This window comes from Variovorax sp. GW821-FHT10C12, from assembly GCF_059415405.1.
Genome location: NZ_JBWKNE010000003.1, coordinates 158,254 through 177,402 on the forward strand (window position 1 = coordinate 158,254; position 19,149 = coordinate 177,402).

Here is a 19,149-nt window from a genome sequence, read left to right on the forward strand (position 1 = left end):
CAGCTGATCTGGTTCTGTACGTATCAGCCTGGAAGATGAACACTCGACAGCACGATGAGAGTGCTTCTGTGATGCAGGCAGACTGCTCCGCTTTTCGACCCATGTCTTGCGTGCCTTTCGACGCGCCTTGCGGACGCCCATTTAGCTCACCGCAACCGTTTCGTTAGATTGATTGATTGATTGATTGAATTTCCGTTTCTTCATCGGTCTATTGAGCTACTCGCCGCACTCGGGCACTTCGCCGTCTGTCACCATTGATATCCCTTCAATCATGAATTCAATCCCTATCTCTTTTGTTATTTTCAAGGTTCTCGTGCTCAGCGTGGGCATGTATTTAGCCGTCAAGTGGCATTACGAACGGGGACAGAAGGACAAGAATCAGAAGACAGCTGCAGTGGTACTGACATCCATCAAGGTGGGCGGGGCGTTCGTCGCTTCTGCGTTCCTCGTGCTCTTCCTCACCTTTGAATTTTGCAATTGGATGGGTCTGGACCTGGCCATGCAGTGATTGGAAGTTTTCGGTCGATAGCCCGGATACGGTGCGACTGACGGCACGACCCTTTCAGAGACGGACATCGACACGATGGCGCGGTATTTGGCTGGCATGCCGACGTGCGAGGCGAGCTCGCCGATGGCAAAGTTCTCGCCCAGAATTCATGTCAAGTGATCGCCCGGCTGCATCGTCTCGCTGTGATTTGTCAGTGCGCCGAGAGCAGATACCTCATGCCCTGCGTAAAGCCACGCGGCGCGACGGTGAGATGGTCCTCGTCGTTCAGGACCGCTGACTTCAGCTTCAAGCTTGGGTACTTTCTGCTCTGTAGCGCCGTCTCCAGCGCCTGGTTGTCGGCAACCATGTCTACCGTCTGGTTGTAGCGCCGAACACCTTTGCGCAGCGCCTCATAGGCACCGACATAAAGATAGACATTCGCCGTCAGGTCCCGATTCTGTTTGGCGTAGCTCGCTTCGAGCTTCAAGGCATGTCGCTTGTCGTACCAGAGAGATGGGCTGCCGAGGATATAGCCGTTGAACAAGCCGGGCTCGGTGAAAAGGATCTGCATCCCAAGCAGGGCGCCGTAGGAGTGACCGAGAAAGATTGTTCTGGCCGGGTCGGCTCGGTAGCGAGCGGCGATGAACGGCTTTACCTGGTTGCGCAGATATTCTTGATAGGCGCGCGCCTGACCGTGGACCGCATTGGCAGGCGCGGTGCTGGGGCCGTTCGGTGTCGGTGTGTAGTCGCGCTGGCGGCTGACCGCGCCGTCCTCGCCCTTTGCGTAAGACAGGCCGACGAGGATGAATTCCTCGATCTGAGGCCCTTCAACGTTCAGGCGGCGCCCCAACTGCCGGACGATCGGGAAAGCGTAGTCGGCGTCAGTCACATACAGCACGGGGTAGCGCTGCCGCGGCTGCTTCGCATAGGACGGCGGCAAAGCAATGAAGACTTGGTAGCCGCGGCCTGAAACCGGATCGGGCACGTCCCATACCTCGCTGTCGACAACCTCGTAAGGCCGCCCCTCGCCGGGCTGCACCTTGGGCGTCGTTTGGGCTTGGGCGCGTGCCGGATCGCCAGAGATGCCGAAGCTGGCGATGAGGGCAACCAGCAAGGCATTCAGAAAACGTTGTTGCATGTGATGAGGTCTTCGCAGATCGGGGGAAATTCTGGTGCAGACCGAGAGGATGGCTTTCGTTCGACACCTGTCCCATGTTGAGTGTCTGCTTGTGGCCGAATCGTTCCGGCGCAAAAAAACGGACGGTTGTTGGCCCCTGGTGACCTTAGGGTGTTCGCGAACTGGGCGGCGTGAGCCAGGGTCCGGTTCTGGCCGATAGCACTCATTCGCGCGAGGCCGAGGGATGTCGGCAACCGCTGCATCGCCGTCCTTCGTGTGCGCCCGCTTCAGACTGTTGCGAGACAGGCCTGCACGCCTGGCTGTCTCGCGAATGCACAACCATTCATTTCATTTGCATCTTTTACTCAGAGCAAATCAGCTGGCGCATCATGCCTTGTGCATGTCGTATGGATGCACTTTGGGTCTCGGCTCGACCCACCCGGCCGCTCCGGTATCCAACTACTTCAATTGGAGACCCAAATGAAAAAATTCATTCCCAGTGCCATCGCCAGCCTCCTGATCGCAGGGGCCATCTTGCCGGTCGCCGCCAAGGAGAAAGTCGTCGACCGGAGCATCACGGAAGCGGAAGTCCTGGGGGCCCAGCAGGCCTGGTGCAAGGCGCTGGTCGACATCAGCGCCGCGAATTCCAGCGCAGGGCAGCCGGCCGCCAGGGCGCTGGCCGAGAAGGTCATCGACAGCGCCTACGCCTACCAGCTGGGCGCAGTGCTGTTCAAGCCGACGCTCACGACATCGCCGCAGACCTTCCGCACCGCTCGCGACGGCGCGCTGGCGTACTTCGTGGGCGGCAACCCTGCCTTTCCCAACGACACCGGCTTCGCCCTGAAGGGCTGGACGAAATGCGAGATTGCCAACAGTGCCTTGTTCATCCACGGCGACGTGGCCAGCACGCTGGGTAACGTGCTGTTCACCGACCCGGACGGCAAGGTCACCACGGTCGACAAGACCTGGACTTTCGTGAAGGACGGTGCCGGCAAGCTGCGCATCGTCGTGCATCACTCGTCGCTGCCGTACGCTGGCCGTTGAACACCGCGTTCGAGTGCCGGCAGGCCCAGGCTCTAGGGCGGCGCCTTCAAGGGGCCTTCATCTGGTGATGAAGGCCCCTCGGAGGAGCGTCATTGGTGGCTCAAAGGCGCGAATCGGTGGCAGCACGCCGCACGCTTGCACTTCGAGCGGCAGTGGCCAGAGTGGCTGAACGCCTGTCTGTCTTGGGTCAGTAGGCACCCATGTAGTCGCGCTTGCCGATCTCCATACCGTTGTGGCGCAAGATGGCATAGGTGGTGGTCACGTGGAAGAAAAACTGCGGCAGTCCATAGTGCAGAAGGTATGCGCTTGCGGTCAGCTTCTTTTCCTTTGGGGTGCCGGGGCGCAATACGATCTCGCGGCTCTCGCTTGAATCAAATTGCTCAGGCTTGAAGGAGCCGATATGGGCCAGAGCTTTGGCGATCAACGCTTGCAGGTCGGCGAAGCTGACCTCGGTGTCGGGCCAGGACGGCACCTCGGCACCCGCCAGGCGGGAGGCAATGCCCTTGGAGAAGTCTGCGGCGATCTGTACCTGACGTACCAGCGGAAACATGTCAGGGAACAGCCGCGCCTGCAGCAGCGCATTGGGATCGATATTTTTCTGCGTCGCCTGGTCTTCGGCCTTCTTGAGCACGTCGGACAGGGCGCGCAGCATCTGCTGCATGACGGGAACGGAGGCGTTGTACAGCGGGCTGGTCATGGTGAGTTCACTTCTGAAAAATTGGGCGCGATGGCCGGAGTTGGCGTGGCAGAGGCCCTGCCGACCATGCAAGGCTAACAGCACAGGGTGAACTGAATCGCCCCGGCTTTTGTGGCCGGCTTTTCTTCCCGCTGGCAGTCGGAGCCGCCGCGTTGAAGGGCAGTTCACTGGCAAGAAGTGGACGTCAATTGCAGATGCACGACAGACCGCGATCGCTGCATAGCAGTCGGTCGACCTCTCGCATCGAAGGACCGCTTCGGGCCCATAGCCGTCCGTGACCCGGCTCCAAAGCGGACGCCGGTTGCTATGAACTCAGCAGCCCCGGGGTTGAATCACTTGGGCGCAATGTGGGGAGGCACGCCGTTAACCCAAGGCACGTCGAGCTCTTCCTCCAAGGCACTCACTTCTTCCATGGTGAACCACACGCCGTGGGCGTCCACCCAGTATTGCTTGCCGCCGACAATGCGAACCGATTTCGAGATGCCATTGAAATCGCGTCGCAACAGCAGGTCTGTGGGAACAACTTCAGTTAGAAAGACCGTGTGCTCTGGGAGAACGCCGTGCCCGAGAGGATGCAGCGCATGTGACCTACTGCCCCTCGGCGAGGCGCAGAGCGCGACTTGGTACTTCTTGTTCGGGTCGACCTCAGACCGTTTCCACATACCTGTCCTCCAATGTTTCCTGTGGCAAGCACGGCCCAGCCCGCCCGCCTCCGGGGAAAGTCCGGTCCTGGCCGACTGTTGCTGGCCACGCCACCGTCGTGAAGACTTCCATTCCAGCCCGAACGCTCAAGTTGCAGAGGTTGGCGCCCCCACGAACCAGCTTTGGATGAATTTTGAAAATGTCTCGCCGTCTGACGGCTCGAAGCGACCATGCAAGCTATCAACGCTGCCAAAGATGGCCCCTTCTTTCCCAAAGCGAAGAGCCTCCTGGCCGCCGGCAAAGTCGTCGCCGATAAGAACCACGTCACCCAAACTCTCAGCCGTGACTGGGTCGTAGATGAACGATGGCTCTGCGGGCGCGCTGTAGACGGAGTATTGACCATCTCCGATGGTCCCCCAGCCAACCTCGCATAGAAATTCGACGTAGCCCTCAGGTAGTTTGGGATGCCGGACTAGGAGAGCGTCTCTCTTCTCTTTCGTCAGGAGTTCCAGTCGAGACTTTGGGTAGTTCTTCAAGAGGTATCTACGCAGTTCGGCGTGGGTCATATGTACGTCCAACGGTGTCAAGGACCAACCTGGGAAGAGTTTAGGGCCACGAGTGAAGGTCGGCTTCTGGCCGAGAATTGACTATCGCCATCTTGCAGATGCAAGAGCTGCTTTGAATCGCCCAAAGGCTTCAAACGCATCGCCGTCACCAGCAACCATGATGAGACTGAAATCACTTTGCGGCGAAACGACTGCGTAGTTCAAGACATAGCCCGGAACGTTGTTGGAATCGCTTTGCATTGCGCTTGAGATATGGACATCACCCACGGACGATACGGTGGTTCGCAGGGGCCAGAGCGGCCGCCCGAACTCCCGTTCGATGTCACGAAACTCTCGCGTTGTCTGCCCAACAATTTTTCGGACTTCGCCATGCGCTTCCTCCGAACTTCGATTGCGCCGAGTAGGCACCGTGACTATTCGGACGCGCTCACCAGCAGGGCCCCTGTAGATTGCCGGGCTGGTGCCCTCAACATGGGAGAACCCATCTGGCCAAGACATGATGAACCGGCCAAATGTCAGCTCTTCGGCCGGGACACGCCCACATAGGAAGAGGACGAATAGGAAGATTACGATTCTGGTCATCCGATTTGGCATCTGGTTTCCGGTGAGCTTCAGCAGCGAACTTCCGCTATTGGCCGGTTCAAGTCGGACCAGCATGCTGCCCAACATTCCTAAATTTTTCCCGCCAGACGGCCCGGGCTTCCTCCGCTGTCTCCACATTCCACCGGCGGGAGAGACTGCGGGGAACCTCCGCTCCGCAATCGCCGCATGTCTCGCGGGCCGCAACGTAGTCCCAGGGGTTGTCGCCGAGATACTTCACGCCCACTCGACTCCAGCTTGCGGCATGCGTCCCGCCGCATTCCGGGCAGATGAACGGCTTCTCCTCAACGCGTTCCTTTTGCTCGCGCCGCCGTTCACTCTGCCCACCGTCGGTGAATCGTCGGTAACCACGCTTGCATGGTATGCACAGACCTTCGTTCGCCACCGCTGTGTCCGGGTGGATAGAAGCACCGCAAGCTCTGCAAGGTAGTCGTTCGCTCATGCCGATAGGTCGTCTGAAAGCTCTACTCGGTTGGGGGGCCAATGTCCGCCTTGGCCCAGATTCTGCCTCGCCGCCGAACGGCCGGTTCTGGCCGATAGTACCCATTCGCGCAAGGCCGAGGGATGTCGGCAATGGCTGCAAAGCGGATGCTCGCATTGTCTGCCGACGATCAGCATGGAGTGCATGGCTGCCACCGAGGCCTGCACCGCAAGCACCTCAATCGAACCGAATTCCCTCCATCACAAGGGCTTCAGCCGTCGCACCCCAAAGAACCTGTTCACCAGGGCGGGCCGCGAAACACGCAGCCCGCAGACCAGCCGCTAGCCGCCGGTCTCCAGTGCTGTGCGTCGCGCCTTCTCGCTCAGTTGAAACAGCTCTCCAGCCTTGCGAGCGAGATCAGCCGCAAGCCAAAGCACGTTGTCCAGTTGTCGAGGCCCGTCACCGCTGCACCAGTCGGCGTTCTCCCCATGGCAGACCCACAGGAGCGCTTCGAGTTGAGAGAGGGTGTTTTCGAGAAGATCCACCGGGTCTTGGGCGCTGTCTTCGGAAGCTACCGGCGTGCGAGGCCGGGCTATAGTCTTGGTAGCCATTTTTGTGCGGTTCCTTTAGAGGGGTGTGCACGAACTTGGTTAGACGGCTGGGGTGCTAGTAACACCTCGGCCGTCGCCTTTTGATACCTCGCATCTGCATCGCTGCTTTCGCACCGACGACCTGCCGCGAGGCAAGCAGCCTTCAAACATCTCAGTAGGGGGTGGGTGTGGCGCCTTTCTTCTTCCCTTGGTGGGGTGTCGAGTGACAGGGGCATTCACTCTAGAGAAGAACCCGGCGAAGTGGCCGGTTCATGCGGCACGAATTCTCGGCGAGCGCCAACAAATGCAGCTTCTGCGCCGCGCACGGACCTCGTGGGCCCGGTGCCGCGCCAGTCCGAAGCGGCTCTGAACGCTCACGTCGATGGGGTGCCTTGCGCAGCGAAACCAAGGAGGAGGGGCGGAAGCCCGAAGCCCGGGGGACATTCGCGGAGCAAGGCGCCCCGTCGGCGGGAGCGCGGCAGAGCTTCAGTTCATCCAGCTGCGGGCGCGGTCCAGATGCTCGCGGCACTCGCGCACCATGCGTTCCAGCAGTTCCGCGCAGGTCGGGATGTCGTCGATCAGCCCGATGCACTGGCCGGCCGAGACCACGCCGTTGTGCACCTCGCCCGACTCCAGCGCCGCACGGCCGCGTGCGCCGGCGACCAGCGGACGGATGTCCTCGAACTCGCAGCCGCCCGGACGGCGTTCGGTGGCCACCACTTCTTCGGAGATCGCGTTGCGGAACACGCGCGCCGTGTTGTGCAGCGTGCGGAACATCAGCTTGGTGTCGCGCTCGGTCGCGGCCACCAGTGCCTGCTTGATGTTGTCGTGGATCGGCGCTTCCTGGGTCACGCAGAAGCGCGTGCCCATGTTGATGCCCTCGGCGCCCAGCGCCAGCGCGGCGGCCATGCCGCGGCCGTCGGCGATGCCGCCCGAGGCGATGATCGGAATGCGCAGCTTGCGCGCCGCCACCGGCAGCAGCACGAGGCCGGGCACGTCGTCCTCGCCCGGGTGGCCCGCGCATTCAAAACCGTCCACCGACACCGCGTCGACGCCGTTGCGCTCGGCCGAGAGCGCGTGGCGCACCGAGGTGCACTTGTGGACGATCTTCACGTCGTGACGCTTCAGGGCCTCGATGAAGTCCTTCGGGCTGTTGCCCGCGGTCTCCACGATCTTCACGCCGCTGTCGATGATGGCCTGCACGTACTCGGCGTACGGCGGCGGCTTCACCGCGGGCAGGATCGTGAGGTTCACGCCGAAGGGCTTGTCGGTCATCGTGCGCGTGTGCGCGATCTCGTGGCGCAGGTCGTCGGGCGTGGGCTGCGTGAGCGCCGTGAGGATGCCCAGGCCGCCGGCGTTCGACACGGCCGCGGCCAGCTCGGCGCGGCCCACCCATTGCATGCCGCCCTGGATGATGGGGTAGCGGATGCCGAGCAGTTCGGTGATGCGGGTCTTCATCGTCGCAGCCGCTTACAGCGTCGTCACGAGTTCGGGCACGGCCGTGAACAGGTCGGCCACGAGGCCGTAGTCGGCCACCGAGAAGATCGGGGCTTCTTCGTCCTTGTTGATCGCGACGATGACCTTCGAGTCCTTCATGCCGGCCAGATGCTGGATGGCGCCCGAGATGCCCGCGGCGATGTACAGCTGCGGCGCGACGATCTTGCCGGTCTGGCCCACTTGCCAGTCGTTCGGGGCGTAGCCTGCGTCCACTGCAGCGCGGCTGGCGCCCAGGCCTGCGTTGAGCTTGTCGGCCAGCGGCGTCATAACTTCATTGAACTTCTCGGCGCTGCCGAGAGCGCGGCCACCCGAGACGATGATCTTGGCGGCCGTCAGTTCGGGGCGGTCGCTCTTGGTGACTTCTCGGCCCACGAAGGCGCTCTTGCCGCTGTCGGCCACGCCTTCGGCGGTTTCAACGGTGGCGCTGCCACCGGTGGCAGCTGCGGCGTCGAAGCCGGTCGTGCGCACGGTGATCACCTTGATGGCGTCAGTGCTTTGCACGGTGGCGATGGCGTTGCCGGCGTAGATCGGACGCTCGAACGTATCCGGGCTGTCGACCTTGGTGATGTCGGAGATCTGCGCCACATCGAGCTTGGCAGCCACGCGCGGTGCGACGTTCTTGCCGTTGGCGGTCGAGGGGAACAGGATGTGGCTGTAGTTGCCGGCGATCGCCAGCACTTGCGCTGCGACGTTCTCGGCGAGGTTCTCGGCCAGGCTGGCGCTGTCGGCAGCGATCACCTTGGACACGCCGGCGATCTGTGCAGCGGCCTTGGCGGCTTCTGCTGCGTTGGCACCGGCCACGAGGACGTGGACGTCGCCACCGCAAGCCAGGGCTGCAGTCACGGTGTTGAGGGTGGCCGGCTTGATGCTGGCGTGGTCGTGTTCGGCAATGACGAGTGCGGTCATGTTCGTTTCTTCCTCAGATCACTTTGGCTTCGTTCTTGAGCTTGTCCACCAGTGTGGCGACGTCGGGCACCTTGATGCCTGCACCGCGCTTCGGGGGCTCGCTGACCTTGAGGGTCTTCAGGCGGGGCTTCACATCCACGCCTAGGTCTTCGGGCTTGAAGGTGTCCAGCTGCTTCTTCTTGGCCTTCATGATGTTGGGCAGCGTCACATAGCGCGGCTCGTTCAGGCGCAGGTCGGTCGTGATGACCGCGGGCAGCGTGAGCGTCAGGGTTTCCATGCCGCCGTCGACTTCGCGGGCGACGGTGACCTTGTCGGCTGCGAGCTCGACCTTCGAGGCGAAGGTGGCTTGGGGCAGGTCGGCCAGCGCAGCCAGCATCTGGCCGGTCTGGTTGGCGTCGTCGTCGATGGCTTGCTTGCCCAGGATGATCAGCTGGGGCTGTTCCTTGTCGACCAGCGCCTTGAGCAGCTTGGCCACCGCGAGAGGTTGCAGCTCTTCGCTCGTCTCGACCAGGATGCCGCGGTCGGCGCCGATGGCCATCGCGGTGCGCAGGGTTTCCTGGCACTTGGCATCACCACACGAGACGGCGATGACTTCGGTCACGATGCCCTTTTCCTTCAGCCGAACCGCTTCTTCGACAGCGATCTCGTCGAAGGGGTTCATGCTCATCTTGACGTTGGCAATGTCCACCCCGGTGCCGTCGCTCTTGACGCGCACCTTCACGTTGTAATCGACAACCCGTTTGACAGGCACCAGAACTTTCATGGCTGTTCCTCTTGAATGACAAAAATGGGGAAAGGGGTTACTCGAGCTTGGCGCCCGACTGCTTGATCAGGCGCTCCCACACGGGGCGCTCCTGCTTCCAGGCCGCGGCAAAGAGCTCGGGCGAGCTGTCCTTGATCTCGAAGCCCATGGCCGCCACGCGCTCGCGCACGTCGGGCTGCTGCGTGGCCTTGCGCACTTCGTCGGCGATGCGGTCCACGATGGCCTTGGGCGTCTTGGCGGGCGCGGCAATGGCGAGCCAGCCGGTCACGCGGTAGGCCTCGTCCTTCAGGCCTTGCTCGGCCAGCGTGGGCACGTTGGGCAGCGTGCTCATGCGGCGCTCGCCGGTCACGCCGACGGCCTTGAGCTTGCCCGCGTCGATGTGCGGCTTGGCAGCGAGCGCGCTCGCGTAGGCCATCTGGATCTGGCCGCCGATGAGGTCTTGCACCATCGGTGCCTCGCCCTTGTAGGCGACGTGGTTCATGTCGGCCTGCTGCGTGAGGCTCATGTGCGCGCCGGCCAGGTGCGGGTAGGCGCCCACGCCGTACGAGCCGTAGGCCACCTTGCCCTTGTTTGCGGCCACGTACTTCAGCAGCTCGGGGCCAGTCTTGGCGGGCACGCTGGGGTGCACCACCAGCACCAGCGGCGCCATCGCGATCTGGTAGACCAGCGTGAGGTCGCGCTGCGTGTCGTAGGGCAGTTTCTCGTAGAGGAACTCGTTGGTCATGAGCGAGTTGCTCAGCGACAGCACGATGGTGTAGCCGTCGGGCGCGGCCTTGGCGACCGCGTCGGTGCCGATGATGCCGGCCGCGCCGGGCTTGTTGTCGACCACGAGGGGCTGGCCCATGCTGGCCGACATCTTCTGGCCCAGCACGCGCGCGAGCACGTCGGTCGCGCCGCCGGCCTGGAAGGGCACGACGAGGCGGATCGGCTTGTTCGGGTAGGGTGCCTGCGCATGCGCGGGGGCCAGCGCGAACAGCGCGGCGGTCGAGGCTGCCGCGCACAGCAGGGCGCGGCGGGTCGAGGGTTGATGGGTCATGGTTTGTCTCCCGTTCGGTTTCAGAAAATCGTGTCGAAGAAGCAGGCCGGTCACTTCAGTGCGATGCGCGTCTTGAAGGGCAGGGGCTCCAGGGCCTTCTGCAGCCGCTCCTGCAGCGCAGCGGCTTGTGCGCCCGCCGCGGCGGCGTCGATCTGCACGTGCACGAGGCTTTCGCCTTCGGTACTCACCGCCGGCCGGGCCGCATCGTTCACGCCGAGTGCGGCGCAAACCTCGGCGACCGTGGCCGCCACCACCTGCCGCGCGGCCATGGCGCGCAGCTCGGGCTTGTAGATCTTGCCGACGTTGGTCATGGGCATCGTGGCGATCACCGACACCCACTTGGGACGGGCCGGTGCCTCGTCCACGCGCGCGGAGGTGAAGGCCAGCAGCTCGTCTTCGGTGGCCGAGGCGCCGGGCACCAGCGTCGCGAAGATCACCGGCAGCTCGCCCGCGTAGGCGTCGGGCGCACCGACGGCGGCGCACAGCTGCACGGCCGGGTGCGCGCCCAGCGCGTCCTCGATGGTCTTGGGGTCGATGTTGTGGCCGCTGCGGATGATCAGGTCCTTCGAGCGGCCCGTGAGGTGCAGCCGCTCTTCGGCGTCCATCCAGCCCAGGTCACCGGTTGCGAGCCAGCCGTCGGCCGTGAAGGCCTTGGCGTTGTCGGCCGGATCGACGAAGCCCGAGAACACGTTGGGCGACTTGAACAGCACCATGCCGGTCTCGCCCTGCGCCACCTCGCGGTCGCTGGCGTTGCCGTTTTCGTCGAGCGCCACGATGCGCACCTGCGCATAGGGCAGGCGAAAGCCGACGCAGCCCGCGGGCCCGTTCACGCCGGGCGGCGTGATGGTCGAGATGCCGGCCATCTCGGTCATGCCCAGGCTCTCGTGCACATGCAGGCCGAACAGGCGCTCGAAGCGCGCGGCCAGCTCGGGCGCGAGCACGGCGGCGCCGGTGCGGCAGTAGGTGATGGACGAGATGTCGGCGCCGTCCAGCGGCACATTGGCCAGCGCGGCGAGCACCGTGGGCACGGCGGACAGCGAGGTCGGGCGGTACTTCTCGACCAGCTTCCAGTAGTTGGCCAGCACCTCCTTGTTGCGCAGCAGCGAGGGCGTCGGAATGATCACCTCCACGCCCGCCGACAGCGACGACAGCGAGGCCGGCAGCACGCCCGCCACATGGAACAGCGGGTAGCCGTTGATCGAGATGCCCTGCTCGTTCATGCCCGCCAGCTGCACGCTGGCCCAGGCGGTGAACACCTGCGCGCCATGGCTGTGGCGCGCGAGCTTGGGCGCGCCCGTGGTGCCGCCGGTGTGGAAGTAGGCGGCGATGTCGGTGGGCGCGATGTCGCGGCCGCTCACGAGGCGGTCCGAAGGTTGCGCGGCGCGCAGCACGTCGAACTCGGCCACGCCTTCTGGCAACGCACCCGCAGAACCCGGTGCCTCGTCGTGCGGCGCCACGCGCAGCACGGTGGTGAGCGTGGGCACCTGGCCGCGCAGGCGCATCGCCTTCGACCACATGCCCGATTCGCTGTCGGAGCCGTAGGCGATGAGCACCTTGGCGCGGCCCGCGGTCATGAGTGCGACCAGCTTCTCGTCGGTGAGCAGTGGGTTCAGCGGCTGCACGATGCCGGCGGCCTCGCCGCCCCAGAGCGCCAGGTGGTACTCGAGGCAACCGGGCAGCAGCACCGCCACAGCATCGTCAGGCCCCACGCCCAGCGTGTGCAGCAGGTTCGCGGTCTGGTGGATGCCCGCGAGCAGCTGCGCGTACGACCAGCGGATGGGTTCATCCGCCGGGTTGCCGCTGCGCAGGAAGGTCAGTGCGGTCTTGTCGCCGAAGGCCGCGCCGGAATTGCGAAAGAGCTCGTAGGTGCTGCGCACCGTGAGCGCTTCTTCGAGCGGTGTTTCTTCCAGCCGCCGGATGTCGGCAAGACCGCGCACCGGGAACAGGGGGCGGAACGGCGCGCTGGCCGTTCCCGTGGGGTTGTTCTTGTCGTTGCCTGTTGTCATGTTGTCTCCTTGAGGGGTCTTGCCGGCTGCGGACGGATGCCGTGTCTTACTGGTTCGTGATCTTGTTGTCGCGAATGACCTTGCCCCAGCGCTCGAAGTCCTGGCGCATGCGCGTGGCGGTCTGTTCCGGCGTGCCGTAGGCCGCGAAGGAGCCCACGCTCTGCAGCTTCTCACCGACTTCCTTGTCGGCCAGCGCCTTCTTCAGCTCGGCGCTCATGCGGTCGATCACGGCCTGCGGCGTGCCGGCCGGGGCCAGCAGCCCGCCCCACGAGGTGGCGTCGAAGCCGGGGAAGCCCTGCTCGGCCACGGTCTTCACGTCGGGCAGCAGGCTCACGCGCTTGCCCGAGCCCACGGCGATCGGGCGCAGCGTGCCGGCGCGGATGTGCGGGATCACGGCCACGAGGTCGGAGAACATCGCGGGCACCTGGCCGCCGATGAGGTCGGTCACGGCGGGGGCGCTGCCGCGGTAAGGCACGTGCTGCATCTCGAACTTGCCGATGTTCTTCAGCTGCTCGGTCGTCAGGTGGCCGAAGCTGCCGGCGCCGGCGGTCGTGTAGTTGAGCTTGCCGCCGTCGGCCTTGGCCTTGGCGATCAGGTCCTGCAGGCCGTTCACGCCGGGCAGCACCTTCGGGTTCACCACCATCACGATCGGCAGGTCGTACACCGTGCCCACGGGCGTGAAGTTCTTGAAGATGTCGTAGGGCACGGTGCCGTACAGGTGCGAGGCCAGCAGCGTCGGCGTGGCCAGCATCACGAAGGTGTAGCCGTCGGGTGCGGCCTTGGCCGCAAAGGCCGCGCCGATGGTGCCCGAGGCGCCGCTGCGGTTGTCGACCAGGATGTTCTGCTTGAGCGACAGGGACATCTTCTGCGCCACGATGCGCGAGGCCACGTCGGTCGGGCCGCCGGGCGGGAAGGGCACGACCAGCGTGATGGGCTTGGTCGGCCAGGCCTGGGCGAAGGCGCTGCCGGCCAGCAGGGGAAGGGCCAGCGCGAGCAGGGTGCGGCGCACGGGGTTGCGGGGGGTACGGAGGAACGGGAAGGCCATGGATTTCTCTTCAGGGATGCGGGCGTTGTCTTCGCGTGGTGCGATCAGACGACGCCATTCGTTTTCAGCGCTGCCAGCTTTTCATCCGACAGGCCGAGCAGGGACTTCAGCACGTCGTGCGTGCCTTCGCCCAAAGTGGGCGGCGCGCTGCGCACGGGCAGGCGCTCGCCATCGAAACGGTAGGGCGGCGCCAGCACATGGACCTCGCCGGCCACCGGGTGCGGCTGCTTGGTCACCAGGCCGGCGTCGGTCGCGCGCGGGGAGTTCAGCGCTTCCAGCAGGCCCAGCACCTCGCCGCAGGGGATGCCCGAGGCGTTGAGCTTTTCGAGCAGCGCGGCGCGCGGGCGCTTGGCAAGCTCGGCGTTCAGCTCGGGCAGCAGCGCGGCGCGGTTGGCCGAGCGCAGGATGTTGGTCTTGAAGCGCTCGTCGGCCGCGAGGTCGGGGCGCTCGATCACCTCGGTGCAGAAGCGCATGAACTGCGCGTTGTTGCCTACGGTGATCACCAGCGGGCCGTCGGCCGCATCGAACACGCCGTAGGGCACGATCGACGGGTGCGAGTTGCCATAACGCGGCGGGTCTTCGCCCATCAGCAGCGCTTCGAGGCCGTAGTAGGCGGTGATCATCAGGCCGCAGTCGAACAGCGCCATCTCGATGTGGCGGCCGGTGCCGGTCTTCTCGCGCTGGTAGAGCGCGGCCAGCACGGCCTGCGCCGAGTACATGCCGGTGAACAGGTCGACGGCGGCCACGCCGAACTTCAGCGGCGGCTGGTTGGCTTCGCCGTTGAGCGCCATCAGGCCGGCCTCGCCCTGCACCACGAGGTCGTAGCCGGGGCGTGCGGCCTCGGGGCCGGTGCGGTCGTAGCCCGAGATCGAGCAGTAGATGAGGCCCGGGTTCTCCTTGCGCAGCTGTTCGTAGCCCAGGCCCAGCTTGTCGATGCCGCCGAACTTGAAGTTCTGCAGCACCACGTCGCACTGCTTGGCCAGGTCGCGCGCGATCTGCTGGCCTTCGGGCGTCTGCAGGTCGAGCGTGACGGAGCGCTTGTTGCGGTTCACGCTGTTGAAGTAGGCGGTCTCGGTCTTGCCCACGCGCAGGCCCCAGTCGCGCGTGTCGTCGCCGCGGCCCGGGTGCTCGACCTTGATCACCTCGGCGCCCATGTCGGCCAGCACCATGCCGCACCAGGGGCCGGCAAGGATGCGGGACAGATCGAGGACGCGCACGCCGGCGAGCGGCAGCGAGGAATTCAGCGAGGGCATGGGAACAACTCCAGGAAAACGAAAGGCCCCCGCATCTGCATCGGCATGCACACGCGGGGAGGGGCTCAGCGCGTCAGGACGCGTCGGGCTGGGGTGCGCGGCGCAACGCGACGAAGTCGGCCTTGCGCTTGCCGAGGAAGGCGCCGATGCCTTCGGCGGCTTCGGCATCGGCCTGCGACGCCACCATGTAGACCGCTTCGGCCTCGAGTTGTTCCTCGAGCGTCGCGCGATGCGCCTGGCGGCACAGCGTCTTGATGCGTGCGCTGGCGCGCTGCGGGCCGTTGGCCACCTTGGCGGCGAGGGCGATGGCCTCGGCCAGCGCGCCGCCCTTGTCGGTCAGGCGGTTCACCGCGCCCATCGCATGCAGGCGCTCGGCCGTGAGGCGGTCGCCGGTGAGGCACAGCTCGGTGAGCAGCTGGCGCGAGACGAACTCCGCAAGGAAGGCCGTGGCGCCGCCGTCGGGCGTGAGGCCGACCTTGACGTAGGCCACCGTGTAGAACGCATCGCGCGCGGACACCAGCATGTCGCAGGCCAGCGCCATCGACAGGCCGGCGCCGGCCGCGCCGCCTTCGACGGCGGCGATCACGGGCTTGCCGCAGTCGCGGATCGCGCGGATCAGGTCGTGCAGGCCTTCGAGCTTCTCGCGGCGTTCGGCCTCGGGCAGTTCGCGGCGCTTGGCCAGCAGGTTCAGGTCGCCGCCCGAGCAGAAGAAGTCGCCCGCGCCGGTGAAGACGATGGCGCCCACCTCGGGGTCGTTCTGCGCATCGGTGAGCGCGGCCGACAGCTCGGCGTACAGCGTCGGCGTGATCGCGTTGCGCGCGGCCGGGTTGCTGTTGGTCAGGATGCGGACGGCGCCTTCCTGGCTGATGAGGACGGTCTTCGCGTCGCTCATGCTGCCAGCTCCTTGCCGAGCGCAATGTAGCGCTGCAGGTGGTGGTCTTCGTCGCCGAGCTGGTGGTCGATCATCACGAGGCGCTTGGCGTAGTGGGGCAGCGGCAGCTCCCAGGTCATGCCGATGCCGCCGTGCATCTGGATGCTCTCTTCCGCCACCAGCGCGCCGATGCGGCCGATGCTGAACTTGGCGGCCGACAGCGCGCGCTCGCGCGCCACGCGGTCGCTGCCGTCGATGGCGGCGGCAGCGTTGATCACGGCCGAGCGGGCCTGTTCGATCTCCAGCAGCAGGTCGGCCATGCGGTGTTGCAAGGCCTGGAAGCTGCCGATGAGGATGCCGAACTGCTTGCGCGTGCGCAGGTACTCGAGCGTGGCGGTCTTGGCGGCTTCCATCGCGCCCAGGGCTTCGGCGCACAGCGCGAGCACGCCGCGGCCGATGGCGCGTTCCAGCGTGGCGGCGCCCTGGCCTTCGGCGCCCAGCAGCGCGTCGGCGCCGAGCGTCACGCCGTCGAGCGTGAGTTCGGCCACGCGGCCCCCGTCGATCGCGGGGCAGCCGCGCACGGCGAGGCCGGCGGTCTTGGCGGGCACGAGGAAGAGCGAGATGCCCGTTGCGTCGTCCACGTTGCCCGAGGTGCGGGCCGAGACCAGGAACAGGTCGGCCTGCTCGCCTTGCGGCACCACGGCCTTGGCGCCCTGGAGCACCCAGCCGTCGCCGCCGCGTTCGGCCTTCGTGGCCACGCGCGTGCGCTCGTAGTGCGTGTCGGCCTCGTCGTGCGCAAAGGCCGCCACGGTCACGCCGTTGACGATGTCACCGATCTTCTCTTTCTGCGCGTCGCTGCCGGCGGCGCTGATCGCCTCGCCGACCATCACGGCGCCCAGCAGCGGCTCGACCACGAGGCCGCGGCCCAGCGCTTCGAAGACCACGGCAATGTCGAAGCCGCTGCCGCCGAAGCCGCCGTCGGCCTCGCTGAACAGCGCGCCGATCACGCCGAGCTCGGCGAAGTTCTGGAAGATCTCCTTGCTGAAACCGTGTGCCGACTTCGCGATGCGGTCGCGCGCATCGAAGGCGTACTGCTCGGCGATGAAGCGGTTCAGGCTGTCGGCGAGCATGCGCCGGTCTTCGGTGTGTTCGAAGTTCATTGCATCTCTCCTTACAGGCCCAGGATCATCTTGCTGATGATGTTCTTCTGGATTTCGTTCGAGCCGCCGAAGATCGACAGCTTGCGGTTGTTGAAATAGCGCGCAGCTGCGGCCGATGCGTAGGCGGGGCCGAAGGTCTCGCCGTCGAAGCCGTCGTGCAGCGCTTCCTCGACGAAGGGCCGTCCGTATACGCCCATGGCGCGGCGCGCGAGCGACGAGATTTCCTGGCGGATCTCGGTGCCGCGAATCTTCAGCATCGAGCTTTCTGCACCGGGCACGCCGCCGCCGGCCACCGCCGCGATCACGCGCAGGTTGGTGGTCTTCATGTTCTCCAGGTCGATCTCGACGCGCGCCAGGCGTGCGGCAAAGGCCGGGTCGTCCGCCAGCGGCTTGCCGTTCTTGGTCTGCGATGCGGCGATGCCCTTGAGCTGTTCGAGCGCGGCCACCGAGAAGCCCACGCCCGCGATGTTGGTGCGCTCGTAGGTCAGCAGGTACTTGGCGCAGGTCCAGCCCTTGTTCTCTTCGCCCACGAGGTTCTCGGCGGGCACGCGCACGTCGGAGAAGAACACCTCGTTGACTTCATGCTCGCCGTCCAGCGTGATGATCGGGCGCACTTCCACGCCGGGCGAGGTCATGTCGACCAGCAGGAAGCTGATGCCTTCCTGCTTCTTCGCCTCGCGGTTGGTGCGCACCAGGCAGAAGATCATGTTGGCGTGCTGGCCCAGCGTGGTCCAGGTCTTCTGGCCGTTCACGATGTAGTGGTCGCCCTGCGCGTCGATGCCGCGCACGGCCGTGGTCTTCACCGCGGCCAGGTCGGAGCCCGCGCCGGGTTCGGAGTAACCCTGGCACCACCAGTCGGCGCCGCTCAGGATGCGCGGCAGCCAGTAGCTCTTTTGCGCTTCGTTGCCGTACTTGATGAGCACCGGGCCCAGCATGTTGACGCCGAAGGGCACGATGCGCGGCGCGAAGGCCAGGGCGCATTCGTTCTCGAAGATGAACTTCTCGACCGCGGTCCAACCCGGGCCGCCGTACTGCTCGGGCCAGTGGTTGGCGAGCCAGCCGCGCTCGTTCAGGATGGCGTGCCATTCCTGCATGTCGGCCTTTTCCAGGATCTTGCCGCCGCGCACCTTGTCGGACAGCCGCGCGGGCAGCTTGTTCGCCAGGAAGGTGCGCACTTCGCTGCGGAAGGCTTCTTCTTCGGTCGTGAAGTTCAGGTCCATCGCGGACTCCTCAATGAATCAATAAATTTCGAACAGGCCTGCGGCGCCCATGCCGCCGGCGATGCACATCGTGACCACGGCGTACTTGGCACCGCGGCGCTTGCCTTCGAGCAGCACGTGGCCGGTGAGGCGTGCGCCGGTCATGCCGAAGGGGTGGCCGATGGAGATCGCGCCGCCGTTCACGTTCAGGCGTTCCGACGGAATGCCCAGCTTCTCCTGGCAGTAGATCGACTGCGAGGCGAAGGCTTCGTTGAGTTCCCACAGGTCGATGTCCTGCACCTTCAGGCCGTGGCGCGCGAGCAGCTTGGGCACGGCGAAGACCGGGCCGATGCCCATCTCGTCGGGCTCGCAGCCGGCCAGCGCCAGGCCGCGGAACGCGCCCAGCGGCTTCAGGTTGGCGCGTTCGGCGTCCTTGGCTTCCATCATCACGCAGGCCGAAGCGCCGTCGGACAGCTGCGAGGCGTTGCCGGCGGTGATGAACTTGTCGTCGCCCATCACGGGCTTGAGCTTGGCCAGCGCCTCGTAGGTGGTGCCGCGGCGGTTGCAGTTGTCTTCCGTGGCGGTGACTTCGCGGTGCGTGACCTCCTTGGTCTCCTTGTCGGTCACGGCCATCGTGGTGGTGCAGGCCACGATCTCGTCCTTGTAGCGGCCGGCCAGCTGCGCTTCTTCGGTCTTGCGCTGGCTCTCGGCCGAGAAGCGGTCCTGTGCTTCGCGGCTGATGTTGTAGCGCTTGGCGACGATGTCGGCGGTGTCGATCATCGCCATGTAGAGCTCGGGCTTGTGCTCGACGATCCACGGGTCCAGGCTGAGGTCGCCACCGTCGCCGGGGCTGCGGCCGCGGATCTGCGAGATGCTTTCCACGCCGCCCGCGATCATGGCCGGCGCGCCGTCCACCACGATGCGGCCGGCGGCCATGGCGATGGCCTGCAGGCCCGAGGCGCAGAAGCGGTTCACGGTGGTGCCGGCGATGCCGATGGGCAGACCCGAACGGATGATCGACTGGCGCGCGATGTTGCGGCCGGTGGTGCCTTCGGGGTAGCCGCAGCCGAGGATCGCGTCCTCGATCAGCGCCGGGTCCAGGCCCGAGCGCTCGACCGCGGCCTTCACCGCGAACGAGGCCAGCGTGGCGCCGGAGGTGATGTTGAATTCGCCGCGGTGCGCCTTGGTGAGCGGGGTGCGGGCGGTAGAAACGATGACGGCTTCACGCATGGGGTTGTCTCCTGGGGGC

18 protein-coding genes are annotated in these 19,149 nt (G+C 65.4%); 2 read left to right on the plus strand and 16 right to left on the minus strand.

Going from position 1 to position 19,149, the window contains the following annotated elements:
* The first annotated feature begins 184 nt into the window (after nt 1-184).
* Nucleotides 185-508, plus strand: coding sequence for a hypothetical protein (locus tag AC07OH_RS17270; protein ID WP_143599117.1), 324 nt, complete (start codon nt 185-187; stop codon nt 506-508).
* A 190-nt stretch (nt 509-698) separates the two neighbouring features.
* Here AC07OH_RS17270 and AC07OH_RS17275 read toward each other — a convergent pair whose 3' ends face one another.
* Nucleotides 699-1,625, minus strand: a complete 927-nt coding sequence (locus tag AC07OH_RS17275) for an alpha/beta hydrolase (protein ID WP_495301519.1) — start codon at nt 1,623-1,625, stop codon at nt 699-701.
* A 459-nt stretch (nt 1,626-2,084) separates the two neighbouring features.
* Between AC07OH_RS17275 and AC07OH_RS17280 the strand changes: the two genes are divergently transcribed.
* Nucleotides 2,085-2,648 carry a metal-independent carbonic anhydrase family protein gene (locus AC07OH_RS17280; RefSeq protein WP_495301520.1) on the plus strand — a complete coding sequence of 188 codons (564 nt, stop codon included), beginning with the start codon at nt 2,085-2,087 and terminating at the stop codon, nt 2,646-2,648.
* Nucleotides 2,649-2,835: 187 nt separating this feature from the next.
* Here AC07OH_RS17280 and AC07OH_RS17285 read toward each other — a convergent pair whose 3' ends face one another.
* The 15 genes from AC07OH_RS17285 to AC07OH_RS17355 form a co-directional block, all read right to left on the minus strand.
* Complete coding sequence (locus AC07OH_RS17285) at nt 2,836-3,345, minus strand: DUF1993 domain-containing protein (RefSeq protein ID WP_062471023.1); 510 nt, start codon at nt 3,343-3,345, stop codon at nt 2,836-2,838.
* Nucleotides 3,346-3,677: 332 nt separating this feature from the next.
* A complete protein-coding gene (locus tag AC07OH_RS17290; protein WP_495301521.1) occupies nt 3,678-4,007 on the minus strand; it encodes a hypothetical protein in 330 nt (109 codons plus the stop codon).
* A gap of 126 nt (nt 4,008-4,133) precedes the next feature.
* Nucleotides 4,134-4,553, minus strand: coding sequence for a hypothetical protein (locus AC07OH_RS17295; protein WP_495301522.1), 420 nt, complete (start codon nt 4,551-4,553; stop codon nt 4,134-4,136).
* Between the two features lie 1,362 nt (nt 4,554-5,915).
* The gene (locus AC07OH_RS17300; RefSeq protein WP_495301523.1) at nt 5,916-6,185 is read right to left on the minus strand and encodes a hypothetical protein; all 270 of its coding nucleotides are present in this window, start codon (nt 6,183-6,185) and stop codon (nt 5,916-5,918) included.
* 465 nt (nt 6,186-6,650) lie between these two features.
* Nucleotides 6,651-7,622, minus strand: a complete 972-nt coding sequence (locus tag AC07OH_RS17305) for an NAD(P)H-dependent flavin oxidoreductase (protein ID WP_495301524.1) — start codon at nt 7,620-7,622, stop codon at nt 6,651-6,653.
* 12 nt (nt 7,623-7,634) lie between these two features.
* The gene (locus AC07OH_RS17310; RefSeq protein ID WP_495301525.1) at nt 7,635-8,567 is read right to left on the minus strand and encodes an electron transfer flavoprotein subunit alpha/FixB family protein; all 933 of its coding nucleotides are present in this window, start codon (nt 8,565-8,567) and stop codon (nt 7,635-7,637) included.
* 13 nt (nt 8,568-8,580) lie between these two features.
* The gene (locus AC07OH_RS17315; RefSeq protein ID WP_495275186.1) at nt 8,581-9,330 is read right to left on the minus strand and encodes an electron transfer flavoprotein subunit beta/FixA family protein; all 750 of its coding nucleotides are present in this window, start codon (nt 9,328-9,330) and stop codon (nt 8,581-8,583) included.
* A gap of 37 nt (nt 9,331-9,367) precedes the next feature.
* The gene (locus AC07OH_RS17320) at nt 9,368-10,366 is read right to left on the minus strand and encodes a Bug family tripartite tricarboxylate transporter substrate binding protein (protein WP_095743556.1); all 999 of its coding nucleotides are present in this window, start codon (nt 10,364-10,366) and stop codon (nt 9,368-9,370) included.
* Nucleotides 10,367-10,416: 50 nt separating this feature from the next.
* Nucleotides 10,417-12,372, minus strand: coding sequence for an acyl-CoA synthetase (locus tag AC07OH_RS17325; protein ID WP_495301526.1), 1,956 nt, complete (start codon nt 12,370-12,372; stop codon nt 10,417-10,419).
* 46 nt (nt 12,373-12,418) lie between these two features.
* Nucleotides 12,419-13,417, minus strand: coding sequence for a Bug family tripartite tricarboxylate transporter substrate binding protein (locus tag AC07OH_RS17330; RefSeq protein ID WP_495301527.1), 999 nt, complete (start codon nt 13,415-13,417; stop codon nt 12,419-12,421).
* 44 nt (nt 13,418-13,461) lie between these two features.
* Nucleotides 13,462-14,670 (minus strand): CaiB/BaiF CoA transferase family protein, encoded by a 1,209-nt coding sequence (locus AC07OH_RS17335; protein WP_495301528.1) that lies wholly within the window; start codon nt 14,668-14,670, stop codon nt 13,462-13,464.
* A 73-nt stretch (nt 14,671-14,743) separates the two neighbouring features.
* Entirely contained in the window at nt 14,744-15,562 is an 819-nt protein-coding gene (locus tag AC07OH_RS17340; protein WP_495301529.1) for an oxepin-CoA hydrolase, alternative type, read from the minus strand.
* The gene (locus tag AC07OH_RS17345; protein WP_495301530.1) at nt 15,559-16,701 is read right to left on the minus strand and encodes an acyl-CoA dehydrogenase family protein; all 1,143 of its coding nucleotides are present in this window, start codon (nt 16,699-16,701) and stop codon (nt 15,559-15,561) included. The genes AC07OH_RS17340 and AC07OH_RS17345 overlap by 4 nt, the downstream gene beginning before the upstream one ends.
* Before the next feature lie 11 nt (nt 16,702-16,712).
* Nucleotides 16,713-17,921 (minus strand): acyl-CoA dehydrogenase family protein, encoded by a 1,209-nt coding sequence (locus AC07OH_RS17350; protein ID WP_495301531.1) that lies wholly within the window; start codon nt 17,919-17,921, stop codon nt 16,713-16,715.
* Between the two features lie 18 nt (nt 17,922-17,939).
* Nucleotides 17,940-19,130: an acetyl-CoA C-acyltransferase gene (locus AC07OH_RS17355; protein WP_495301532.1), complete on the minus strand. Its 1,191-nt coding sequence runs from the start codon at nt 19,128-19,130 to the stop codon at nt 17,940-17,942.
* Between the last annotated feature and the right edge of the window lie 19 nt (nt 19,131-19,149).